The sequence below is a fragment of the Micromonospora sp. NPDC005206 genome, from assembly GCF_040608175.1.
Taxonomy (GTDB): Bacteria; Actinomycetota; Actinomycetes; order Mycobacteriales; family Micromonosporaceae; genus Micromonospora.
Map to the genome: position 1 here is coordinate 71,928 of NZ_JBEXHU010000001.1, position 20,000 is coordinate 91,927.

The 20,000-nt window shown below is 73.0% G+C and carries 21 protein-coding genes, 2 pseudogenes and 1 riboswitch; of the genes and pseudogenes, 14 read left to right on the forward strand and 9 right to left on the reverse strand.

Annotation, left to right across the window (positions count from 1 at the left end):
• Nucleotides 1-55: 55 nt before the first annotated feature.
• On the forward strand, nt 56-562 hold the full coding sequence (locus ABZU69_RS00330) for an Lrp/AsnC family transcriptional regulator (protein WP_354962237.1): 507 nt from the start codon (nt 56-58) through the stop codon (nt 560-562).
• Between the two features lie 34 nt (nt 563-596).
• Here the strand turns inward: ABZU69_RS00330 and ABZU69_RS00335 are convergent, their stop codons facing one another.
• The 3 genes from ABZU69_RS00335 to ABZU69_RS00345 all read right to left on the reverse strand — a co-directional run bounded on the left by ABZU69_RS00335 (nt 597) and on the right by ABZU69_RS00345 (nt 2,452).
• Nucleotides 597-1,586: a DNA primase small subunit domain-containing protein gene (locus ABZU69_RS00335; protein WP_354962238.1), complete on the reverse strand. Its 990-nt coding sequence runs from the start codon at nt 1,584-1,586 to the stop codon at nt 597-599.
• A gap of 96 nt (nt 1,587-1,682) precedes the next feature.
• Nucleotides 1,683-2,009: a hypothetical protein gene (locus ABZU69_RS00340; protein ID WP_354962239.1), complete on the reverse strand. Its 327-nt coding sequence runs from the start codon at nt 2,007-2,009 to the stop codon at nt 1,683-1,685.
• 212 nt (nt 2,010-2,221) lie between these two features.
• The gene (locus ABZU69_RS00345; RefSeq protein ID WP_354962578.1) at nt 2,222-2,452 is read right to left on the reverse strand and encodes a hypothetical protein; all 231 of its coding nucleotides are present in this window, start codon (nt 2,450-2,452) and stop codon (nt 2,222-2,224) included.
• A gap of 135 nt (nt 2,453-2,587) precedes the next feature.
• Here ABZU69_RS00345 and ABZU69_RS00350 point away from each other — a divergent pair, with 135 nt between their 5' ends.
• From ABZU69_RS00350 to ABZU69_RS00370, 5 genes are all read left to right on the forward strand, one after another.
• A complete protein-coding gene (locus ABZU69_RS00350) occupies nt 2,588-3,319 on the forward strand; it encodes a histidine phosphatase family protein (RefSeq protein WP_354962240.1) in 732 nt (243 codons plus the stop codon).
• Nucleotides 3,303-4,172: an NAD(P)H-hydrate dehydratase gene (locus tag ABZU69_RS00355; RefSeq protein WP_354962241.1), complete on the forward strand. Its 870-nt coding sequence runs from the start codon at nt 3,303-3,305 to the stop codon at nt 4,170-4,172. Before ABZU69_RS00350 ends, ABZU69_RS00355 begins: the two co-directional genes overlap by 17 nt.
• A gap of 145 nt (nt 4,173-4,317) precedes the next feature.
• The gene (locus ABZU69_RS00360) at nt 4,318-5,790 is read left to right on the forward strand and encodes a S8 family serine peptidase (RefSeq protein ID WP_354962242.1); all 1,473 of its coding nucleotides are present in this window, start codon (nt 4,318-4,320) and stop codon (nt 5,788-5,790) included.
• 174 nt (nt 5,791-5,964) lie between these two features.
• Complete coding sequence (locus ABZU69_RS00365) at nt 5,965-6,450, forward strand: hemerythrin domain-containing protein (protein WP_354962579.1); 486 nt, start codon at nt 5,965-5,967, stop codon at nt 6,448-6,450.
• A gap of 75 nt (nt 6,451-6,525) precedes the next feature.
• Nucleotides 6,526-6,615: riboswitch (ZMP/ZTP riboswitch) on the forward strand.
• 18 nt (nt 6,616-6,633) lie between these two features.
• A complete protein-coding gene (locus ABZU69_RS00370; protein WP_354962243.1) occupies nt 6,634-8,070 on the forward strand; it encodes a glycine hydroxymethyltransferase in 1,437 nt (478 codons plus the stop codon).
• A gap of 179 nt (nt 8,071-8,249) precedes the next feature.
• On the opposite strand, the gene ABZU69_RS00375 is transcribed toward ABZU69_RS00370, so the two are convergent.
• Complete coding sequence (locus tag ABZU69_RS00375) at nt 8,250-8,510, reverse strand: hypothetical protein (RefSeq protein ID WP_089020799.1); 261 nt, start codon at nt 8,508-8,510, stop codon at nt 8,250-8,252.
• 263 nt (nt 8,511-8,773) lie between these two features.
• On the opposite strand from ABZU69_RS00375, the gene ABZU69_RS00380 reads away from it, so the two are divergent.
• Both ABZU69_RS00380 and ABZU69_RS00385 read left to right on the forward strand, forming a co-directional pair.
• The gene (locus tag ABZU69_RS00380) at nt 8,774-9,697 is read left to right on the forward strand and encodes an aminoglycoside phosphotransferase family protein (RefSeq protein WP_354962244.1); all 924 of its coding nucleotides are present in this window, start codon (nt 8,774-8,776) and stop codon (nt 9,695-9,697) included.
• 19 nt (nt 9,698-9,716) lie between these two features.
• Nucleotides 9,717-10,121 (forward strand): MmcQ/YjbR family DNA-binding protein, encoded by a 405-nt coding sequence (locus tag ABZU69_RS00385; RefSeq protein WP_354962245.1) that lies wholly within the window; start codon nt 9,717-9,719, stop codon nt 10,119-10,121.
• On the opposite strand, the gene ABZU69_RS00390 is transcribed toward ABZU69_RS00385, so the two are convergent.
• On the reverse strand, nt 10,118-10,531 hold the full coding sequence (locus ABZU69_RS00390; protein ID WP_354962246.1) for a hypothetical protein: 414 nt from the start codon (nt 10,529-10,531) through the stop codon (nt 10,118-10,120). The two genes, ABZU69_RS00385 and ABZU69_RS00390, sit on opposite strands and share 4 nt — an antisense overlap.
• A 343-nt stretch (nt 10,532-10,874) precedes the next feature.
• Here ABZU69_RS00390 and ABZU69_RS00395 point away from each other — a divergent pair, with 343 nt between their 5' ends.
• Entirely contained in the window at nt 10,875-11,813 is a 939-nt protein-coding gene (locus ABZU69_RS00395) for a sialidase family protein (RefSeq protein ID WP_354962247.1), read from the forward strand.
• 395 nt (nt 11,814-12,208) lie between these two features.
• Here ABZU69_RS00395 and ABZU69_RS00400 read toward each other — a convergent pair whose 3' ends face one another.
• The gene (locus ABZU69_RS00400; protein WP_354962248.1) at nt 12,209-12,547 is read right to left on the reverse strand and encodes an antibiotic biosynthesis monooxygenase family protein; all 339 of its coding nucleotides are present in this window, start codon (nt 12,545-12,547) and stop codon (nt 12,209-12,211) included.
• A pseudogene (locus ABZU69_RS00405) lies at nt 12,544-13,710 on the reverse strand (beta-ketoacyl synthase N-terminal-like domain-containing protein); the annotation flags it as partial. The gene ABZU69_RS00400 and the pseudogene ABZU69_RS00405, both read right to left, overlap by 4 nt.
• Here ABZU69_RS00405 and ABZU69_RS00410 point away from each other — a divergent pair.
• The 4 genes and pseudogenes from ABZU69_RS00410 to ABZU69_RS00425 all read left to right on the forward strand — a co-directional run.
• Nucleotides 13,700-13,873, forward strand: a pseudogene (locus ABZU69_RS00410) (TcmI family type II polyketide cyclase); the annotation flags it as partial. The pseudogenes ABZU69_RS00405 and ABZU69_RS00410 overlap by 11 nt on opposite strands.
• A 13-nt stretch (nt 13,874-13,886) precedes the next feature.
• Nucleotides 13,887-15,236, forward strand: coding sequence for an NAD(P)/FAD-dependent oxidoreductase (locus tag ABZU69_RS00415; RefSeq protein WP_354962249.1), 1,350 nt, complete (start codon nt 13,887-13,889; stop codon nt 15,234-15,236).
• 224 nt (nt 15,237-15,460) lie between these two features.
• Entirely contained in the window at nt 15,461-16,432 is a 972-nt protein-coding gene (locus tag ABZU69_RS00420; protein WP_354962250.1) for a hypothetical protein, read from the forward strand.
• A 245-nt stretch (nt 16,433-16,677) separates the two neighbouring features.
• The gene (locus tag ABZU69_RS00425) at nt 16,678-17,874 is read left to right on the forward strand and encodes a low temperature requirement protein A (RefSeq protein WP_354962251.1); all 1,197 of its coding nucleotides are present in this window, start codon (nt 16,678-16,680) and stop codon (nt 17,872-17,874) included.
• Nucleotides 17,875-17,931: 57 nt separating this feature from the next.
• Here the strand turns inward: ABZU69_RS00425 and ABZU69_RS00430 are convergent, their stop codons facing one another.
• Both ABZU69_RS00430 and ABZU69_RS00435 read right to left on the reverse strand, forming a co-directional pair.
• Nucleotides 17,932-18,690 (reverse strand): Asp/Glu racemase, encoded by a 759-nt coding sequence (locus ABZU69_RS00430; RefSeq protein ID WP_354962252.1) that lies wholly within the window; start codon nt 18,688-18,690, stop codon nt 17,932-17,934.
• Nucleotides 18,687-19,514, reverse strand: a complete 828-nt coding sequence (locus tag ABZU69_RS00435) for a hypothetical protein (protein ID WP_354962253.1) — start codon at nt 19,512-19,514, stop codon at nt 18,687-18,689. Before ABZU69_RS00435 ends, ABZU69_RS00430 begins: the two co-directional genes overlap by 4 nt.
• 248 nt (nt 19,515-19,762) lie before the next feature.
• Between ABZU69_RS00435 and ABZU69_RS00440 the strand changes: the two genes are divergently transcribed.
• Nucleotides 19,763-19,969 carry a hypothetical protein gene (locus ABZU69_RS00440; protein ID WP_354962254.1) on the forward strand — a complete coding sequence of 69 codons (207 nt, stop codon included), beginning with the start codon at nt 19,763-19,765 and terminating at the stop codon, nt 19,967-19,969.
• Nucleotides 19,970-20,000: the final 31 nt, after the last annotated feature.

Consider the following 20,000-nt stretch of genomic DNA (forward strand, 5'->3'; position numbering starts at 1 on the left):
ATTGACTCAAGATCCAGGTGGAAGGCGGGACGGTTGGCATGCAAAGGGCGCATCAGTGAGCCAGGAAGCCACCGACGGGGCGGGCCGGGCGACCGGATCGGGACGATCGGCCCGACCCCTGGACGAGGTGGACCGGCGGATCCTCGACGAGCTGGTCCGTGACGGGCGGACCTCGGTGCGCACCCTCGCCGAGCGAATCCACATCTCCCGCACCAACGCGTACGCCCGGGTGGAGCGACTGCTCCGCGACGGAGTGATCACCGGTTTCCGGGCCCAGGTGGCGCCCGTGGCGGCCGGCCTGGGCACCTCGGCGTACATCGCGCTGACGATCGAGCAGAACACCTGGCGGGAGGTTTCCGCGGAGCTGGCCCAGGTGCGCTACATCGAGCACGCCGCGCTGCTCGGCGGCGACCACGACGTGCTCGCGCTGGTCCGCGCACCGGACAACGCCGCGCTGCGGGACGTCGTGCTGGGCCGGGTGCAGAGCATCCCGGGGGTGCTGTCCACCCGCACCTGGCTGGTCTTCGAGGAGTTCGACGGGGCGGGCAGCCCCTGGGCGTGAGGTGCAAGGAAGGGTCCCCTATTAACGCCTGGCGTTAATAGGGGACCCTTCCTTGCCGCTCCGGCGAGGCCTCCAGCCCCTCCCGGTCGGCCAGCTCCAGCAGCGGCTCCAGCGAGTGCCGGTCGCCGTCCAGGCCGGCGTGTGGGTCACCCCGCTCCGCGAACCGGGCCGGCACGGAAAGCACGTCGAAGTCCTCCGGGCGGGCGTCGTCCAGCTCCGCCCAGTCCAGCGGCGCCGACACCAGAGCCTGCGGCGTGGGCCGGATCGAGTACGCCGACGTCACGGTGTGGTCCCGGGCCATCTGGTTGTAGTCGACGAAGACCGGCTTGTCCCGCTGCTCGCGCCACCAGGTGGTGGTGACCAGCTCCGGCAGGCGACGCTGCATCTCCCGGCCCAGCGCGAGCACCGCCCGCCGGCACTCGCCGAAGCTCCACCGCGGCTCGATCGACAGGTAGACGTGCAGCCCCCGGCCTCCGGTGGTCTTCGGGTAACCGGTCATGCCCAGCTCGGCGAGGAACGCCCGCACCTCGTGGGCCACCGGCACGACCTGCGCGAACTCGACGCCGGGCATCGGGTCGAGGTCGATGCGCAGCTGGTCGGGGCGCTCCACGTCGGCGGCGGTCACCGGCCACGGATGAAAGCGCAGCGTCCCCAGGTTGGCCGCCCAGATCACCACGGCCAGCTCGCTCGGCGCGACCTCGTCGGCGGTACGGCCACTGGGGAAGGTGATGTGCGCGGTGCGCACCCACTCGGGCGCGCCCGCCGGCAGCCGCTTCTGATAGAACGCGTCACCCCGGTTGGTCTGCCGGGTGGCGATTGTTGCGCCCTCGAAGACGCCGCGCGGCCAGCGTTCCAGCATGGTCGGCCGGTCCCGCAGCGCGCGCAGGATGCCGTCACCCACCGCCAGGAAGTAGCGGACCACGTCCAGCTTGGTCAGCCCGCGCTCGGGGAAGTACGGCTTGTCGGGGCTGGAGACGCGGACCAGCCGCTCCCCCACCTGGATCTCCTCCGCTGCCGTGGCCACGCCCACGAGGGTACGACGCCGGCGGGCTCCTCGCGGTCATCGACCGGAGACGAGCAGGGCGCGACGCGGACCGATCTGCCCGGCCCGCGGGCCCGGTCAGGTGACCAGGAGGACGCCGACCAGGATCAGCGGCAACCCGACGAACAGGAAGATGCCGACGCCGGTGAGCACCCGCCCGCCCCCGGCCTCCTCGCGCTCCGGCGCGAGCCCGAAGGTGGCACGCGGGCCGAGCATGCCGATCCGGCTCAGCGTCAGGTCGCCGGTCACTCCGAACAGCGCGCCCACCACCATCAGCGCGATCCCCAGTCGGCCGGTGTAGTCACCCCCGTCGACCGCCACCCAGACCGCTGCGGCGGCCCCGACCAGAACAGCGGCGATCAGGAACAGCAGCAGCGCTTCGCGCAGACCCCGGACGACCGTCATCGTCGATTCCACCCCTCCGTCTCGGGGCGGCCCGGCCGTCCCGGACGGACATTGTGCCCCATCGACCTCCTGCGGCGCTGTCCCGAACCGGACCGGACCGCGCGGCATCGAGGGGATCGCCTGGACGTGGGTCGATGTGCCGTCGGGGGTCAGCGCGGCGGATGCCGGTCATCGACCGGCATCCGCCCGCACCCGGGCGACATTCGCCGCGGTCAGCGCTTCTCCTGCTGCATCCGGGACATCAGCATCTGCTTGCCCTGCTCACCCGCCTTGCGGCTGTTTTCCTGGATCAGGCGGAACCAGTTGGCCAGTTCACTGTCGCCATGCTGCTCGGCGTCGGCGATGTACGTGTCCATCCGGTACACGTTCTCCAGTGACATCTGCAACGCCCGGATCAAGTCGTAGTTCTTGTCCTTCACCGGGCTGATCTGCTCCTTGACCATCGTCGCCACGGCGCACCTCCCCTGTCGGCTCGCGTTGAAGCCCACGCTTACCCAACCGAGTGGCGTTCACGCCCGACCCCCGACCTGCGCCGGTGGCGCGGTTACCCGGCAGCCGGGCCGGGTAGGGGGTGCCGCATGGCCGAATTGGCAACCTTGTGGATCATCCGACATGGCGAGAGCACCGCGAACGTGGCGGCAAGCGAGGCCGAGTCCTCCGGTGCCGACCTGATCGGGCTCACCCACCGGGACGCCGACGTGCCGCTCTCCCCCACCGGCCAGGAGCAGGCCCGGGCCACCGGCCGCTGGCTGGCCGGGCTGCCCGCGGACCGGCGCCCGGACGTGGCGGTGGTCTCGCCGTACCTGCGCGCGGTCTCCACCGCCGAACTGGCACTGCACGGCACCGGGGTGCCGCTCAGCCGGGACGAGCGGCTGCGCGACCGGGAGCTGGGCATCCTCGACGGGCTGACCGGGCACGGGGTGCGCCGGCGGTTCCCGGACGAGGCCGACCGCCGCGCCCGGCTGGGCAAGTTCTACTACCGGCCGCCCGGCGGGGAATCCTGGACCGACGTGGCGCTGCGGCTGCGGACGCTCCTCGGCGACCTGCGCCGGGACCATGCCGACCAGCGGGTGCTGCTCTTCGGCCACGACGCACTGGTCTTCCTGCTGCGCTTCCTGGTGGAGGGGCTGACCGAGCCGGAACTGATGGCGCTGACCCGCGAACACGTGATCGCCAACTGCTCGATCACCCACTGGTCGGTCGACACCGACGGCCGGCTGGCGCTGGCCGGGTTCAACGAGGTGGGCCACCTACGCCGGCAGGGCGCCCGGCCGACCAGGGAGGACGAGGTCCATGCCGAGCCGGTCTGAGGTGAAGGTGATCACGCCGGGGCTGCTGCGGAACTGGGAGCTGCCGGTCCCGACCGGCGGCAAGGAGAGCCGGGGCACCGTGCTGGTGGTCGGCGGCTCCCGTTTCACCCCCGGGGCGGTGCTGCTCGCCGGGGTCGCCGCGTTGCGCGCCGGCGCGGGGGTTCTCCAGCTCACCGCCGCCGAGTCCACCGCTGCCACGCTGAGCGTCCAGGTGCCCGAGGCGCTGGTGATCGGGCTGCCGGAGACCCCGACCGGCGCGGTCGCCGCGGACCGGGACGGCCAGCTCGGCGAGTTGATCGGTCATGCCGACGTGGTGGCCCTCGGGCCGGGGCTGAAAGGGATCGACGAGACGCGCGAGCTGCTGCACCCGGTCCTGGACGCGGCGGGGCCGCGCACCCCGCTGGTGCTCGACGCGTACGCCCTGGGCGCACTCAGCCACGAGCCGGGCCTGCTGGTCGGCTCGGGGCGACCGGCGGTGCTGACCCCGAACGTCACCGAGGCCGGGCACCTGCTCGGCCGCGACCCGGGCGACGACCTGGACGCCGAGGCGGCCGAGCTGGCCGTCCGGTACGAGGCGGTCGTCTCGCTCTACGGCCACGTGGCCACCCCGGACGGGCGGCGCTGGCGCGAGGAGAGCGGCGACGCCGGGCTGGGCACCTCGGGCAGCGGGGACGTGCTCGCCGGGCTACTGGCCGGGCTACTCTCCCGGGGCGCCGAGCCGGCCCAGGCCGCCTGCTGGGCGTCGTTCGCGCACGCGGTGAGCGGCCAGCGGCTGATCCCCCGGTACGGCCGGATCGGCTTCCTGGCCCGGGAACTGCTCGACGAGATCCCCCGCACGCTGGCCACGGTCTGACACCTTTCGTCCCACCTGCCGGGGTGTGTGTAACGCCACACCGACCGTCCGCGCTCGACTACCAGAGACGGGCATCCCGCCCGCCCTCGGCCGGTCACTCCCCGCCCGGGAGCGCACCGGTTGGTCCCCGCTCCTGGGAGTCCGCGTGAAAAACCTCCGCAACAAGACACTGGCCGCCGCGTCCGCGGTGACGCTCGGGGTCGGTCTCGCCGTCACCGGCGCACAGGCGCCGGCCACGGCCGCCGGCCCGGACACGACGTTCCTGGTTCTCGCCCCGCAGGGCGCGGCGAACGACAGGGCCGCTGCCCGGGTGGCCGCCGCCAAGGGCACCGTGATGGCCAGCTACGAGCAGATCGGTGTGCTCGTCGCCCGCTCCAGCAACCCCGACTTCGCCACCGAGGTGGCGGGAGCCGGGGTCGAGTCGGTGGCCGCGACCACCGGGCTCGGCACCGCTCTCGACGAGGGCGAGACCGTGGAGGTCTCCGCCGCCGACCTCGCCAGCGCCACCGGTGACCCGACCGCCGAGCCCCTGTTCGGCCAGCAGTGGGACATGCCGATGATCGGCGTCCCGCAGGCCCACGCCGTCACCACCGGAAGCGCGGACGTAGTGGTGGGCGTGCTGGACAGCGGCATCTCCTCCAGTCACCCCGACCTGGCCAGCCAGATCGCCAAGGACAAGAGCACGTCCTGCCTTGGCGGCGTCGTCGACACCACCGAGGCGGCCTGGAACCCGACCACATCCGATCACGGCACCCACGTGGCGGGCACCATCGCCGCCGCCATCAACGGCGTCGGCGTCACCGGCGTCGCCCCAGGCGTCAAGGTGGCCGCCGTCAAGGTGGTCAACAACGACGGCTTCATCTACCCCGAGGCGGCGGTCTGCGGCTTCCTCTGGGCCGCCGAGCACGGCATGAAGGTCACGAACAACAGCTACTACATCGACCCGTGGGAGTTCAACTGCCGCAACGACGCGCGCCAGCGACCGGTGTGGCAGGCCGTGCAGCGTGCCATCCGCTATTCGCACAGCAAGGGCGTGCTCAACGTCGCGTCCGCGGGCAACTCCAACGTCGATCTGGCCCACAAGACGGTCGACGCGGGCAGCCCGAACAACGGGACGCCCGAGGTGCGCGACATCAACAGCGCCTGCCTCGACCTGCCGGCCGAGGCGCCGGGCGTGGTGACCGTCTCGGCGGTGGGCCCGACCGGGGAAAAGAGCTACTACTCCTCGTACGGCCAGGGTGTCGTGGACGTCACCGCTCCGGGTGGTGACACCCGGTTCCGCACCCAGGGTGCCCAGTCGACGCTGACCGACGGCATCCTGTCCACCACCTTCAACACGGCGACGCGGACCAACGGCTGGGGCTACAAGCAGGGCACCTCGATGTCCGGCCCGCACGTCGCCGGCGTCGCGGCGCTGGCGGCCTCGGCCCACCCGGACATGTCCCCGGGCCAGCTGGCGTCGTTCCTGGAGCGCACGGCTCGGGCGCAGAGCTGCCCCGCGGGTGTCTACAACCCGGTCCCGCTGCTGGGTGCCGTCTACGACGCGACCTGCTCCGGCGGGGCGCGGAACGGCTTCTACGGCGCGGGCATGGTGAGCGCGTACGGCGTGGTCCGCTGACCAACGGTACGACCAGTGTGGGGCCCGGCGCTTCGGCGCCGGGCCCCACCCGTTCAGGGTAACCCTGTTTCCGCAGTTCATCCCTCGGGTACGGGATCGACACCAGACGAGATCCAGGGAGGTCATGCCGGTGTCGACCGATGCCATCGTCCTGCTCAAAGAGGACCACAAGGAATCGTCCTGCTCAAAGAGGACCACAAGGAGATGCGCCGCCTGTTCAAGGCCTTCCAGGATGCCGAGGAGGGGCCGGCGAGCCAGCGGCAGAAGCTGGTGGGCCAGATCCTGGAGGCTCTGACGGTGCACACCTACCTGGAGAACGAGGTGATGTACCCGGAGATCCGCCGGCTCCTGCCCGACCTGGAGGACGACATCCTCGAGTCGTACGAGGAGCACCACGTCGCCGACCTGCTCTGCTTCGAGCTGGCCAGCATGGACGCCGACGACGAGCGCTTCAACCCCAAGACGACGGTGCTGATCGAGAACGTGACGCACCACGTCGAGGAGGAGGAGCAGGAGTGGTTCCCCAAGGTGCGCGAGCAGCTCGGCCGTAAGCAGCTCCAGGAGATCGGCGAGAAGATGATCGCGCTGCGCGCGGACGCGCCGCGTTCGCCCGGCGAGCCGAAGGCGATCAAGAAGGCGATCGATGCCGTGACCGCTTGAGCGGTGCTCGACCAACCACCCCGGCGGTCGCGTCCGGAGGTCGGCCGGGCGGGCCCGGGCCGGCCCGGTAGGATCGGCGCGGGCCGTTACTGGCGCGTGGGGATGGAGAACCATCGGGGAGCGGCCCCGTCACGAGGACGTTTGCCGAGCGCCTGGGCCTTCCGCACGTCTGTAGGAGGTCGCATGTCGCGCAACGCCGAGTCCACCGCATTCCGGAGTGCCCTTGAGGTGATCCGGGCTGTCGAGCCGCGGGTGGCCGACGCCATCGGCGCCGAGCTGACCGATCAGCGGGAGTCTCTCAAGCTCATCGCCAGCGAGAACTACGCCTCCCCGGCGACCCTGCTCGCGATGGGCAACTGGTTCAGCGACAAGTACGCCGAGGGCACCGTCGGGCGCCGCTTCTACGCCGGTTGCCAGAACGTCGACACCGTCGAGGCGCTCGCCGCCGAGCACGCCCGCGAGCTGTTCGGCGCGGCGCACGCCTACGTGCAGCCGCACTCGGGCATCGACGCCAACCTGGTCGCGTTCTGGGCGGTGCTGGCCGACCGGGTGGAGTCCCCCGCGCTGAAGAAGGCGCAGGTGCGTCAGGTCAACGACCTCACCGAGGCCGACTGGTTCGCGCTGCGCCGCGAGCTGGGCAACCAGCGGATGCTCGGCATGTCGCTGGACGCCGGCGGCCACCTCACCCACGGCTTCCGGCCGAACATCTCGGGCAAGATGTTCGACCAGCGCAGCTACGGCACCGACCCGGCGACCGGCCTGATCGACTACGACCGGGTGGCCGAGGCGGCCCGCGAGTTCAAGCCGCTGATCCTGGTCGGCGGCTACTCGGCGTACCCCCGGAAGGTGAACTTCCGGATCCTGCGGGAGATCGCCGACTCGGTCGGCGCCACCTTCATGGTCGACATGGCGCACTTCGCGGGCCTGGTGGCGGGCAAGGTGTTCACCGGCGACTTCGACCCGGTGCCGCACGCGCACATCGTCACCACCACCACGCACAAGTCGCTGCGCGGCCCGCGTGGCGGCATGGTGCTCTGCCAGCCCGAGCTGGCCGACCAGGTGGACCGGGGCTGCCCGATGGTGCTCGGTGGCCCGCTGCCGCACGTGATGGCCGCCAAGGCGGTCGCCCTCGCGGAGGCCCGCCGCCCCGACTTCGCCGACTACGCCCAGCGGATCGTGGACAACGCGCAGGCCCTCGCGGAGGGGCTGCTGCGCCGGGGCGCGAAGCTGGTCACCGGCGGCACCGACAACCACCTGGTGCTGATCGACGTGTCCGGCTACGGGCTCACCGGCCGGCAGGCCGAGCAGGCGCTGCTGGACTCGGGCATCGTCACCAACCGCAACTCGGTCCCGCACGACCCGAACGGCGCGTGGTACACCTCGGGCATCCGGGTCGGCACCCCGGCTCTGACCACCCGGGGCCTGGGCACCGCGGAAATGGACCAGACCGCGGAGCTGATGCACACGGTGCTCACCCAGACCACGGCCGGCGCCAACGCCGACGGCACCCCCTCGAAGGCCAAGTACACCCTCGACCCGGCCCTCGCCGACAAGATCGCCCGCCAGGCCACCGAGCTGCTGGCCCCCCACCCGCTCTACCCCGCCATCGACCTGGCCTGACGCTCAGGCTGGTCGCCGCGCCGGGCCGCCTCGATCACGGTGGGTAACGCCGTCGGTGGCGCTCGCTCGGACGAGTGCGATACCTCTGAGTCATCGATATGACTTAGAGGTATCGCACTCGCGGAACCGACCTGGCCGACACCGGCCGGCCCCGCACCGGTCTGGCGGGCGGGCGCGCCTCAGGCTAGGGGGCGCTTGAGGTGGTAGCGGTGAACCTCGGTGCTGCCCTGGACGTTGTTCACGTCCTCGGCGGCGGAGACCAGTTCCCAGCCCTCCCGGCCAACCCGATTGAGGTGGGCGATGGCGGTGTCACCGAAGGCGGTGATGTCCCTGCGCGACCCGTCCGGCGCGTACCAGACGAACGAGACGTGAAAATTGCGGCCCTGTCCCTGATAGCGGCGGACGAGCAGGGCGTACTCCCAGGCAACCATGCGGCCCATTATGACCGCCGCCGGCTGCCAGCGCGCAGCTCGGCGGGCGGCCGACCAGCACCTCGGCTGCGCCCAACGCGAGCGCCCGCACCAAGACGTCCACTGTTACCACCACCGTCCGGCAACCCGCCGCGACGACCCGGTCCAGCAGGTCGCGGACCAGTGCCCGCCCACGTCGATGATGGGCTTCGCAACCCGCACCCGCCACCGACCCCAGCCGTCCGGCGTAAAGTCGGTTGCGGACCTAGTCCGGTCCCCGCAGGCTCGGGCGGATGAACGCACAGGACCTCCCCGACGTACCCGACACCGACGACGCCGTGGCCGGCCGGATCGACGAGGCACTGGTCCGCCGCCTGGTCGCCGACCAGTTCCCGCACTGGGCCGAGCTGCCGGTACGCGCGGTGGAGGTCGACGGCTGGGACAACCGCACCTTCCACCTGGGCGACGCGATGACCGTGCGGCTGCCCAGCAGCGAGGGGTACGCCCTCCAGGTCGCCAAGGAACAGCGCTGGCTGCCGGTGCTCGGCGAACGGCTGCCACTGGAGGTGCCCACCCCCCTGGCCCACGGTCGGGCGGGCGCCGGCTACCCGTACCCGTGGTCGGTCTACCGATGGATCGACGGACGGACCGCCCGGCCCGAGCGGATCGACGACCTGACCCGATTCGCCACCGACCTCGCCGGCTTCCTGCGCGCCCTACGGCGCGGCGACGCCACGGGCGGCCCCACCGCCGGCCGGCACAGCGCCTGGCGGGGCGCGCCGCTGTCCACCTACGACGCCGAAACCCGGGCCGCGATCGAAACGCACCGTGACCAGCTACCCGTCGCCGCCGTCAACGACATCTGGCAGGCCGCCCTCGACGCCACGTGGGCCGGGCCGCCGGTCTGGTTCCACGGCGACGTCGCGGCCGGCAACCTGCTGGTCCGCGACGGCCGGCTGGCCGCCGTCATCGACTTCGGCTGCTGTGGTGTCGGCGATCCCGCCTGCGACACCGTGATCGCCTGGACGCTGCTGCACGGCCCGAGCAGGGCCGCCTTCCACGACGCGCTCGACGTCGACGCGGCCACCTGGGCTCGCGGGCGCGGCTGGGCGCTGTGGAAGGCGCTGATCACCCTGGACAATCCGGAGCCGGCCAAGGCGGCCGAAGCCCGACACGTGCTCGGCCACCTGCTCGCCGAGCACACCGTGGCCCGCTGACTCCCCGTACGGTGTGGACATGGCAAGCTGGGAGGACGCCCGCCGGATCGCGCTCGCACTGCCCGGGACCACCGAGCGGGCCTCGTACGACGGGCTGCCCGCCTGGCGGGTGCGGGACAAGGCGTTCGTCTGGGAGAGGCCGCTGCGGCGGGCCGACCTGGCCGCCCTCGGCACCGCCGCGCCCGACGGGCCGATCCTCGGCGTCCGGGTGCCCGACCTCGGCGTCAAGGAGGCCCTGCTCGCCGACGACCCGTCGGTCTACTTCACCACCCCGCACTTCGAGGGCTACCCGGCGGTGCTGGTCCGGCTCGACCGGATCGGCGTGCCCGAGCTGACCGAGGTGATCACCGAGGCGTGGTACGCCCGCGCCCCCAAGCGGCTCGCCGCCGCCCACCGCGCCCAGCAGGAGCCGGCCGGCGGCTAGCTCGGCGGGGTGCGGCAGATGCACGCGATCGTCTTCGACCTGGACGGCACGCTGATCGCCTCCACGTCAGCGGCCGGCCAGGGCCGGGGTGGCGTGTTCGGTGCCGCAGCGCGGGCAGCGCAGCTGGACCTCGGCGGCCCCGGGCGCCCGTAGCCGCTGACCGCAACCGCAGGTGAACACCGGCCGGGCCGCCCGCAGGTACTCGTGAAGGCCAGCAGGGACAGCACGAAGACCGCCCGCACCCCGCCAGGCGCCCAGCGGGCCACGCCGTACCCGCCGCAGCGCGGGCAGTTCGGCGTGGCGCGGTGCGGCACGGACCGCAGCGCCTTCGGTGCGAGCCACTCGACCAGTCGCTTGAGGATCTCCTCGACCATCTTGGTCGCCATGGTCTGGAGGAACGAGCTGAGCACTGACGCCACCTCCGGCCCGCATCGCCACGACTCCGGCCCACCGCAATCGTGACCGGCCGGCGCCATCAACCCGCCCCAGCGCGCCGACGCCGCCGCACGGGCGACATCAATCCGACGGTGCGAGCCACACCCGGCCGGGGAGTTCGTCGCGCGTTCGTCTCGTGGCCGTGCGGGCGTCGGCTGGGGCGGCTAGCGTCGGCCGTCGTCCCCCCGCTCCGGGCCCGTCCGGCCGGCCGGACGGTCGGCGCGGGTCCGGAGCACCGCCGGCACCCGCGGAGCGGGACCGGGCACTGGCCGGCGCCCGGAACGTCCCGCACTCCCCCACGCCAGGAGGCCGCCGCGCATGACGTCGTCACCCACCCGCCGCACCACCGCCGAGGTCACCGCCGTCCACCGGATCGGCGACAGCGCGCCGCACAGCGCCTTCACCGACCTGGTCCGGTACGCCGGGAGCTGGTTCTGCGTCTTCCGGGAGGCCCGGACCCACCTCTCCGGGGACGGCGCGATCCGGGTGCTGACCTCCACCGACGGGCGGTCGTGGACATCCGCGACGGTCGTCCGCCAGCCCGGGACCGACCTGCGCGACCCGCGCTTCGTCCTGCGGCCCGACGGGCGGCTACAGCTGCTGGCGGTGGCGGCCACCGGCGAGACCACCAAGGCGTTCCAGACGGTGACCTGGCTCTCCGTGGACGGGCACGCCTGGGGCGATCCTGTCCCGGTCGGCGAGCCGGGCGTCTGGGTGTGGCGGGCGGCCTGGCACGACGGCGCGATGTACGGCGTCGGCTACGCCACCAGTGAGCCACGGTTCGCCCGGCTCTACCGCAGCGGGAATGGCATCGACCTCCAGCCATGGGCGCCGACGCTCTTCGAGGGCGGCTACCCCAACGAGTCGGGGCTGGTCTTCGACCCGGACGGCACCGCCATCTGCCTGCTGCGCCGCGACGGTGACGCCGCCACCGCGCAGCTCGGCCGCGCCTGCCCGCCGTACCGGGACTGGAGCTGGATCGACCTGGGTGTCCAGGTCGGCGGGCCGACACTGCTCCGGCTGCCCGACGGGCGGCTGCTAGCTGGGCTGCGCCTGCTCGACGGCGAGGTGCGCACGGCGGTCTGTGCCGTGGACCCGGAGCGGGGCGAGCTGACCGAACTTATCGCGCTGCCCTCCGGCGGCGACACCAGCTACCCCGGCCTGGTCTGGCACGACGACCTGTTGTGGGTCAGCTACTACTCCTCCCACGAGGAGCGGACCTGCGTCTATCTGGCCGAGGTCAGCCTGACGGGCTGAGCGACCGCTCGGCCAGGCTGTCGCCCGCCTGGCGGTCGGGGCCGGGTGGTCGACCCGGTGCAGCGGGCCGTTCACTGCGTGGCTGCCGAGGGCAGCGCGTCAGCCGAGCGGACCACCTTCCCGGTGGTGGTGCGGGGCGACTGGTCGAGCGGGCGCGTGATCACCGCCCAGCGTCGAGACCGTCACGTACACCTGTCAGGGTGCTGCGAGGAACTTTACGACGCCTATCGAACGCATTGCCAGATGCAAGTGGCTGGATCGAACCGACGGCTGGCAGGATTGCCGGCAGGCCGTTCCACCGGCAAGATCGGCCGCGTATGTTGCCAGGGCGTCACCGCCGGTTGACGCAGCGGCAGACACCGCGCCACGCCATCGCGGCCACGGACCGAGCGCGCTCATCCCGGCGACGCTGGAGCCAGGGCGGGGGTGGGGGTCTCGGCGTGGATGTGGAAGCGCAGCGAACGGGCGTCGGTGAAGCACTCCCGCATCGGGCGCACCAGGTCCCGGTGCTCGTGGCTGCGCTCCCAGTTCTCGAAGTCGGCCAGGCTCGCCCACTCGCTGGTGATCAGCCACTGCTCCGGGTCCGTCGACGAGCGGCAGACCTGGTCGACCAGATGCCCCGGCACCCCGCCGGCGACCAGATGCCGGACCGCCTCGTACGCGGCGAGGAACTGCTCGGTGCGTGGCGCCGGCACCCGCACCAGGAACACCACCCGGGCCCGTTGCTCAGTCATGGCGTCTCTCCCCTCATCGGCGCGGCCCCGCGCAGGACCAGCGCGCTGTTGAATCCGTCGAAGCCCCGCGCGCAGACCAGCGCCAGCCGGCTGCGCGGCCGGCGGTGCTCACGGAGGAAGTCCAGCTCGCACCCGTCGGCCACCTCGTCCGGGCCGGCGGAGGCGGGCAGCGTGTCGCGCGCGAAGGCGAGCAGGGCGGTGGCCACGTCCAGCGCGGACCCGCCCTGGTACGCCCGCCCGGTCAGCGGCTTCTGGGTGGTGACCGGGGGCGGCCGATCGGCGAACACGGCGCGCAGCGCCTCGGCCTCGCTGCGGTCGTAGCGGGGCACACCGAGCGCGTCGGGCAACACCACGTCGATCCCGGCCGCCGCGACGCCGGCCCGGTCCAGGGCCAGCCGCATCGCCCGGGCGTACTGGGCCGGGTCGCCGGCGCTGTCCGCGGTGGTGTGCGCGGCGTCGTGGGTGGCGCCCCAACCGCTCACCTCGCCGTAGACCCGGGCGCCCCGGGACAGGGCGTGCCCCAGCTCCTCCACCACGAACACCGCGCCCCCCTCGGCGGGCAGGTAGCCGCTGGCCGCGGCGTCGAACGGCCGGTACGCCCGCTCCGGGTCCGCGACGTCGCTGAGCAGTCCGGAGCGCAGCTGGCAGGCCAGCGCGTACGGGCTCAGCGGGCACTCGGTGGCACCGGCGATCACCACCGGCGTGCCCCGGCGCACCGCGCGGGCGGCGTGCGCCAGGCTGTCCAGCCCGCCGGCGGTCTCCGCGACCAGCACCCCGCTCGGGCCCTTGAACTGGTGGTGGATGGAGAGCTGCCCGACGCTGGCCGCGTAGAACCAGGCGATCGACTGGTACGCCCCGACGGTGCGCGACGGGCCGCCCCACAGCCGTTGCAGCTCCCGCTGGCCGAACAGGTTGCCCCCCGACGAGCTGGCCAGGGTCACCGCGTAGCCGTACGGGTCGGGAGCCCGCTCCGGCAGCCCGGCGTCGGCCAGCGCCAACCGGGTGGCGGCGAAGCCGAGATGCGTCCACCGGTCGGTCTGCACCAGCTGCCGGCTGTCGGCGTACCCGTCGGCGGCGAAGTCCGGCACCTCCCCGCCGAAGCGGGTCGGGTAGCCGGACGGGTCGAACAGGGTGATCGGCCCGGTCCGCCGGGTGGACCCCCTCGCCGCCGCCCGCAACCACCCGCTCTTCCGGCAGGTCAACGAGCGGCTCTCCGCACACACCTCGCCGTACCTGCCGACCTGGCGCTCGCCCCGGGACGCCATCGCCGGTTGCTTCTATCGCTGGGACGCCGCCGAGGCCCCCGCGGCGCACCCGGCCGGCTGAGCGGACGGTCGACGTGTCCGCGCCGCCACCGCACGTCCTGATCATCGGCGCCGGCACCGGCGGGCTGTGCCTGGCACACGGGCTGCGCCGCGCCGGGATCAGCGTCGCCGTCTACGAGCGACACCGCCACCGCGCCGAGGGACTGCTCGGCTATCGGGTGGGTATCGGTCCGACCGGTAGCCGGGCACTGCGGGAGTGCCTGCCACCGGAGCTGTTCGCCACCTTCCTGGCCACCTGTGCCCGGCCGCCGCGCTACTTCAACGTGGTCACCCAGCGGCTGCGCCAGACCGCGTCGTTCGAGCTGCGACCGGACGCCGACCCGGTGCACACCGAGCACTCGGTGGCCCGGATGGTGCTGCGCCAGGTGCTGTTGACCGGCCTGACCGACGTGGTGCACTTCGACAAGACCTTCGTCGAGTACGAGCAGCGCGACGACGGGACGGTCACCGCGTACTTCGCCGACGGCAGCAGCGCCACCGGCGACCTGCTGGTGGCGGCGGACGGCACGCACTCGGCAGTGCGCCGCCAGTACCTGCCGCACGCGGCCACCCGGGACGCCGGCACCATCAACATCGCCACCCGGATCCCGCTGACCGCGCAGACCCGCGACCTCGTCCCGGAGCGGGTGCGCCAGGGCATCTCGCTGATCTTCGGCGCCGGCGGGACGATGGGCGTGCTGCACGTGATGGAGTTCAAGTGGGACGCCGAACGGGCGATCAAGCCCGGCGTCGACGACGCCGACGCCGCGCTGCTGCGGAACTGGCCCGGCCTGTCCCACGACACCACCACCGACAACATCAACCTGATCATCTGGAGCGCCGCCCGCCGGTTACCGGCCGACGTCATGCAGCGCCGTGGCGAGGACCTGGTGCGGGTAGCCCTGGACCTCACCCCGAACTGGCATCCGCATCTGCGCGAGCTGTTGACCCGCGGCGACCCGGACAGCGCCCTGCCGATCAGGGTCGCCACGTCCGAGCCGGTACCGCCGTGGAAGAGCAGCACGGTCACCCTGCTCGGCGACGCCATCCACACCATGACACCCGGTCGCGGGGTGGGCGCGAACACCGCGCTGCGCGACGCCCGACTGCTCTGCCAGCAGCTCACCCGCGCCGTCGCCGGCGACAAGACGCTGTTGCAGGCGGTGGCCGACTACGAGGCGGCGATGGTGCCGTACGGCTTCGCGCGCGTCAGCGGGTCGCTGAACCGCAGCGGCACCAACGGCGACGACCGGATGTACCGCCCGGTGGTGGGTCGGCTCGCGCTGCTCGGCGCGCGCGGCTACTTCGGGGTGACCAGCCGGGTACCACCGCTGCGTCGCCGCTTCGTCGACGACTTCCACACCTACGAGGGCGACCAGGACTGATCGCGCACCGCCCCGGTCCCGCCGATCCGGGCCCGGCGTTCCGACGCCGGCCCGGATCCGTCGCATCCGCCGCGACACTGTGTCACCCGCCGGGCACCCGGCGCAGAGACCGTCCCACCAGTACCGCCCCCGACCGAGCCTCCCTGTCGTCGTCAAAGCGCATGTGCAAAGCTGCGGCGAGTTTTTCTCGTGACTTTTCCGACGAGGTGAGAGGGAGGTTCGCCGTGGAGTGGTCTATCGGACACTCGCTGATAGTGGTACTGGCGCTGTTGCTGGGCCTGGCCGCCGGGCGGTTGCTGCGTGGCCGGCAGGGCGTACGGGCCAGCGGGCAGGGTCCGTCGATCGTGGACGGCGACCCCGTCGCCGGCCTGGCCGTGGTCACCACGCCGCCGCCGGCGGCCACCACCGACGAGGCCCGGCCAGCGGCGACCGTCGACCCGGCGCCGGCCGCGGTCGCCGACGAGCCGGCCCCGGTGGACACGGTCAGCGCGCCGGCCGCGGTGACCACCGACGCCACGCCGGACGGTCCCACCCCGGCCGACGCCCCGAGCACCACCGACCCGGCCGACATGGCGCTGACCGACGCCCCACCGGCCAGCCCTGCCGCCGACGCGGACGACCTCCGGCCCGAGCCCAGCGCAGAGCCGGAGCCGGTCGCGGTCGAGGAGCAGCCCGCCCCGGCGACGGTGATCGCTCCCCGCCAGCCGGGGGACGACGACGTCCGACCCACCGACGCGCCGCACGCCGACACGACGCCGGCCGAGGCCGTGGACACCGAGGTCACGGCTGTCGACACGACGTCGGCGGAGGCGCCGGTGACCGGTGCGCCGGCCGACGTCGACGCGGAGCCGGTCCGGGCCACGCCGCCGGTCCGGCCGACCGCCACCGCCACCCGGCCGGTCCGTCCGGTGGCCGACACCGCGCCGAGCGGCGCCGACACCGACCAGGAGGGCCCGGCCGACGACTTCCGCCGGATCCAGGGGGTCGGGCCGAAGATGGCGGCCGCGTTGCAGGCGGCCGGCGTGCGCACCTACGGCCAGCTCGGCGAGTTGGACGAGCCGGCGTTGCGCGACCTGATCCGGGCCGCCGGCCTGCGGGCCGCGCCGGGCCTGGCCAGTTGGCCGCAGCAGGCCCGGGTGCTGGCCGGCGCCGGTGACGAGATGGCCGCCGTGCTGCCGGGCGACGCCCGGGGCTGACCACGGATACCGGGCCCCGGCGGGCCGTCCTCGCAGGACGGCCCGCCGGGGCCTGATTCCTCCTCGGCTTCCAGAAAACCGGCCTGTCCCCGCGACCGGGACGCCCCGACTTCGCGGAAACCGAGTCGATCGCCCCGGTCGGGGGAAGACCGGACGATCGGCGGGTGACGTCGTCGGCTGCTCGCTACCGTCGGTCAGGTTGGGCCGGACGGCCCGCCACGTCGACGGCACCGCAGGAGCAACCCGTGCACTTCGCCGCGCCGGGGCCCGGGTCCCGCCCCCCGATGCGCGACCCGGAGGCCCCGCGCCGGGTGACGCTGCTCGAACTCTTCTTCGACCTGGTGTACGTGGTGGCGCTCGCGCTCATCTCCCGGACCATGGTCATCGGCCTCGACTGGCAGCGCGCCGCGGAGGCGCTGATCCTGCTGTCCGCCGTCTGGTGGACCTGGGCGATCACGACCCTGGTCACCGACATGTACGACCCGGAACGCAACGAGATCAAGTTGCTGATCACCGCGGTGATGTTCGGCGCGCTGCTGATGACCACCGCGATCCCGGAGGCGTTCGGCGCCCGGGGGCTGGTCTTCGCCGTCACCTACGTGGCGATCCACCTCGGCCGGGGGCTGTTCCTGATGCCCATCGTGCGCCGCGAACCGCAGACCCAGCGTCGGGCGGAGCGGATCTTCGTGTGGTTCGCCGTGTCGGCGATCCCCTGGATCATCGGCGGGTTCGTCAGCGACAACGCCCGGATCCTCTGCTGGGCCCTCGCGCTCGCCATCGACTACGGCGGTTTCCGGCTCGCGTACCCGGTGCCCGGCCTCGGCGTGGTGCCGGAGCAGCAGCGCAACGTCACGGCGGAGCACCTCTCCGAGCGCTACCAGCAGTTCTTCATCATCGCCCTCGGCGACGCCATCCTGACCATCGGCACCATGTTCAGCCTGGCGCACTCCGAGGTGGTGAACATCGGGGCCTTCGCGGTGGCGTTCCTGACCACCCTGCTGCTCTGGCGGATCTACGTGCACAAGTCCGGCGAGCTGCTGCCGGTGGCCATTCAGGCGTCCAGGGAACCGAGCAAGTTCCTGTTCACCGCCCCGTACACCCATCTGCTGATGGTCGCCGGGGTGGTGACGACGGCCGCCGGGTTCCACCTGGTGCTGCACGAGCCGCCCGGGCGCACGCCGCCGGCCTGGCTGGCGGTGATCCTGGGCGGCCCGGCGCTGTTCCTGGCCGGCCGGGCCTCCTTCGAGTACGAGGTGTTCAGCCGGGTGTCGCTGTCCCGCCCGGGCGGTCTGCTGGCGCTGCTGACCATCGCACCCGCGGCGCTGTTCGTGCCGCCGGTCCTCGCCTCCCTGGGAGCCATGCTGGTGCTGGCCGGCGTGGCGTACGCGGATTTTCGGCGCAGCCGTGGGAAGCCGCCGGAGGCCCCCGCCCCGCCGCACTGAACCGACCGCTCGGCGGTACCGCCGGCGCGGCCCGGTCGTCGGATGGTGGGGTTCCGGTCAGCGCGGCACCGCCCCGGCCAGCAGCCGACCCGCGTCCGGCACGTACGGCTCGACGCCCAGGCCGGTGAGCAGTTGATGCACGGTGGCGGTGGCCGCGGTGAGCACCGGGCGGACGAGACGGGCCTCGACCTGCGGCACCGCGGCCAGCGACGGCAGCTGCACACAGGCGGAGAGGACCACCGCGTCCACGTCGGTCACGTCCAGCCGGTCGGCCAGCTCCACCAGTTGCTGGGTGGGGATGCGGCCCACCGCGACGTTGTCCGGCTCGCTGAGGCTCACCGCCTCGGTCACCCGCACACCGTGCCCGGCGAGGTAGCCGGCGACGGTCGCGGTCAGCGGGGGCAGATACGGCGCGATCAACGCCACCCGGCGGGCACCCAGCGCGCGCAGCCCGGCGACCAGCGCGCCCGCACTGGTCACCACCGGCATGCCGTGCCCGGCGCGGCCGGCCGCCCGACCCAACCGCTGCTCGGCACGCTCGTGCGCGCCGGGACCCTCGCACATCACCGCCACCAGGCAGGCGTACGCGAGCACGTCGCAGCGGGCGTCGGCCAGCTCGGCGGCGCACCGGACCGCGGAGCGGTTCATCCGGGCCAGTTCGTCGGGGGTCACCTGGTGCAGCCGTACCCGGCTGGCGTGGGTGGTGAAGTGGACCGTCGGGTCGACGGTCTCGCGTCGGCGCAGCATCACCGGGATCTCGGTCTCCATGGTGGTGTTCGAGCTGGGCACCACCAGGCCGATCCGGTAGCTGCTCACACCAGCGCCCCGGCGTACCCCCGGACCTGCAACCGCTGCCTGGCGGCGTCGCCCAGACGCACCTGGAGGCCGAGCGGCGCGGCGGCGCGGCGCACCTCGTCCAGGTGCAGCGAGCCGTGCCGGTCCACGGTGAGCACCGGCGGTTCCTCCAGTTCGCCCTCGGGGGCGTGGAAGGAGAGCAGGGTGACCGACGTGGTGAGGTACCCCGGGTAGGCGGCACGGGCCGCCGCCTCGTCCCGGTGGGCGAGCACCACCAGGTCGTCGAGGTGGGCGAAATCGGCGGCGAGGCCGCCGGCCTTCCAGTGCGCGGGTTCCTCGGCCGCGCCGGTGAGGTACCGGGACCGGTTCGCCGAGGTGATGTAGAGGTGGTCCGACCCCGTCTCCGCGAGCGCTCGTTCGAAGAAGGCGTTGGACGGGCAGGTCAGGCCGGGCGCGATGACCTGGGTGGTGCGCAGCCCCTGGTCGAGCTGGGTGAGGTGTTCCGGCAGGCGGTCCGCCGCCGGGCCACGGAAGCCGAACGGCCCGGCGCCGTAGAGGGCGTCCATCAGGGCCCGCACCCGGCCGACCGGCAACCGGGGTGAGATGCGGGACCAGTCGAACATCGCCGGGATCCGGCCGACCGCGGTGGTGATGCTGCCGACCTGGTGGACAGGGCGGCCCTTGGCCAGGTTGACCCGGCGCACGGTGGCCGCGTCCGGACGGGTCACGATGACGTAGAAGTTGGCGAAGGCCGCCGCGACGACCGCGCCGCCGGCGAGCGCGCGGGCAGCGACCGCGACGTCCTCGGGGCGGTCCAGGTACAGGGGCGGTGTCGGGGCGTCCATGAGTCCTCCTCGGCGGGGGCCGTGAGGCAGTTCTACGTCGGAGGACCGGTGTGACGGCCGGTCCGTCGTCGATCCGATAGCCGGCTCGCCCTACCCGGTGCGGGTGACCGATGCCAGGGCTGTACCGACGGCGGCCGGTATCGGCCGGACGGACGATCCGCAGGGTCATCCGTCCGGCAGTTAGCGGCTCGGCCCGATTGGGTACAACGCCTGCACCTCGAACCACCACATTCCCTCAGGAGGCAGCGATGCGCGGCACCTCGATACTCGGAGTCATCGTCGTGATCTGGTTGTTGATCGGCGCGATCGCCGCCGGCCAGCGGGGCTACTACGGCGGCGACGACACCAACTGCGCCGAAGCCGGCACGATTCTGGTCACCATCGTGGCCGGACCCCTGAACTACATCGGCGCGAACCCCAAGGTCGACTGTGAGTTGCCCGAGCCGTCCAAGTAGGACTGGACGTCGGCCCGCGCCCCGTTGGGGC

Excerpts from the sequence above, each read along its gene's own strand:
- ABZU69_RS00340 (WP_354962239.1), bottom strand. The coding sequence starts at position 2,009 with ATGACGGTCGTCCGGGGTCTGCGCGAAGCGCTGCTGCTGTTCCTGATC.
- ABZU69_RS00345 (WP_354962578.1), bottom strand. The coding sequence starts at position 2,452 with ATGGTCAAGGAGCAGATCAGCCCGGTGAAGGACAAGAACTACGACTTG.
- ABZU69_RS00350 (WP_354962240.1), top strand. The coding sequence starts at position 2,588 with ATGGCCGAATTGGCAACCTTGTGGATCATCCGACATGGCGAGAGCACC.
- ABZU69_RS00355 (WP_354962241.1), top strand. The coding sequence starts at position 3,303 with ATGCCGAGCCGGTCTGAGGTGAAGGTGATCACGCCGGGGCTGCTGCGG.
- ABZU69_RS00370 (WP_354962243.1), top strand. The coding sequence starts at position 6,634 with ATGTCGCGCAACGCCGAGTCCACCGCATTCCGGAGTGCCCTTGAGGTG.
- ABZU69_RS00375 (WP_089020799.1), bottom strand. The coding sequence starts at position 8,510 with ATGGGCCGCATGGTTGCCTGGGAGTACGCCCTGCTCGTCCGCCGCTAT.
- ABZU69_RS00380 (WP_354962244.1), top strand. The coding sequence starts at position 8,774 with ATGAACGCACAGGACCTCCCCGACGTACCCGACACCGACGACGCCGTG.
- ABZU69_RS00385 (WP_354962245.1), top strand. The coding sequence starts at position 9,717 with ATGGCAAGCTGGGAGGACGCCCGCCGGATCGCGCTCGCACTGCCCGGG.
- ABZU69_RS00395 (WP_354962247.1), top strand. The coding sequence starts at position 10,875 with ATGACGTCGTCACCCACCCGCCGCACCACCGCCGAGGTCACCGCCGTC.
- ABZU69_RS00400 (WP_354962248.1), bottom strand. The coding sequence starts at position 12,547 with ATGACTGAGCAACGGGCCCGGGTGGTGTTCCTGGTGCGGGTGCCGGCG.
- ABZU69_RS00435 (WP_354962253.1), bottom strand. The coding sequence starts at position 19,514 with ATGGACGCCCCGACACCGCCCCTGTACCTGGACCGCCCCGAGGACGTC.
- ABZU69_RS00440 (WP_354962254.1), top strand. The coding sequence starts at position 19,763 with ATGCGCGGCACCTCGATACTCGGAGTCATCGTCGTGATCTGGTTGTTG.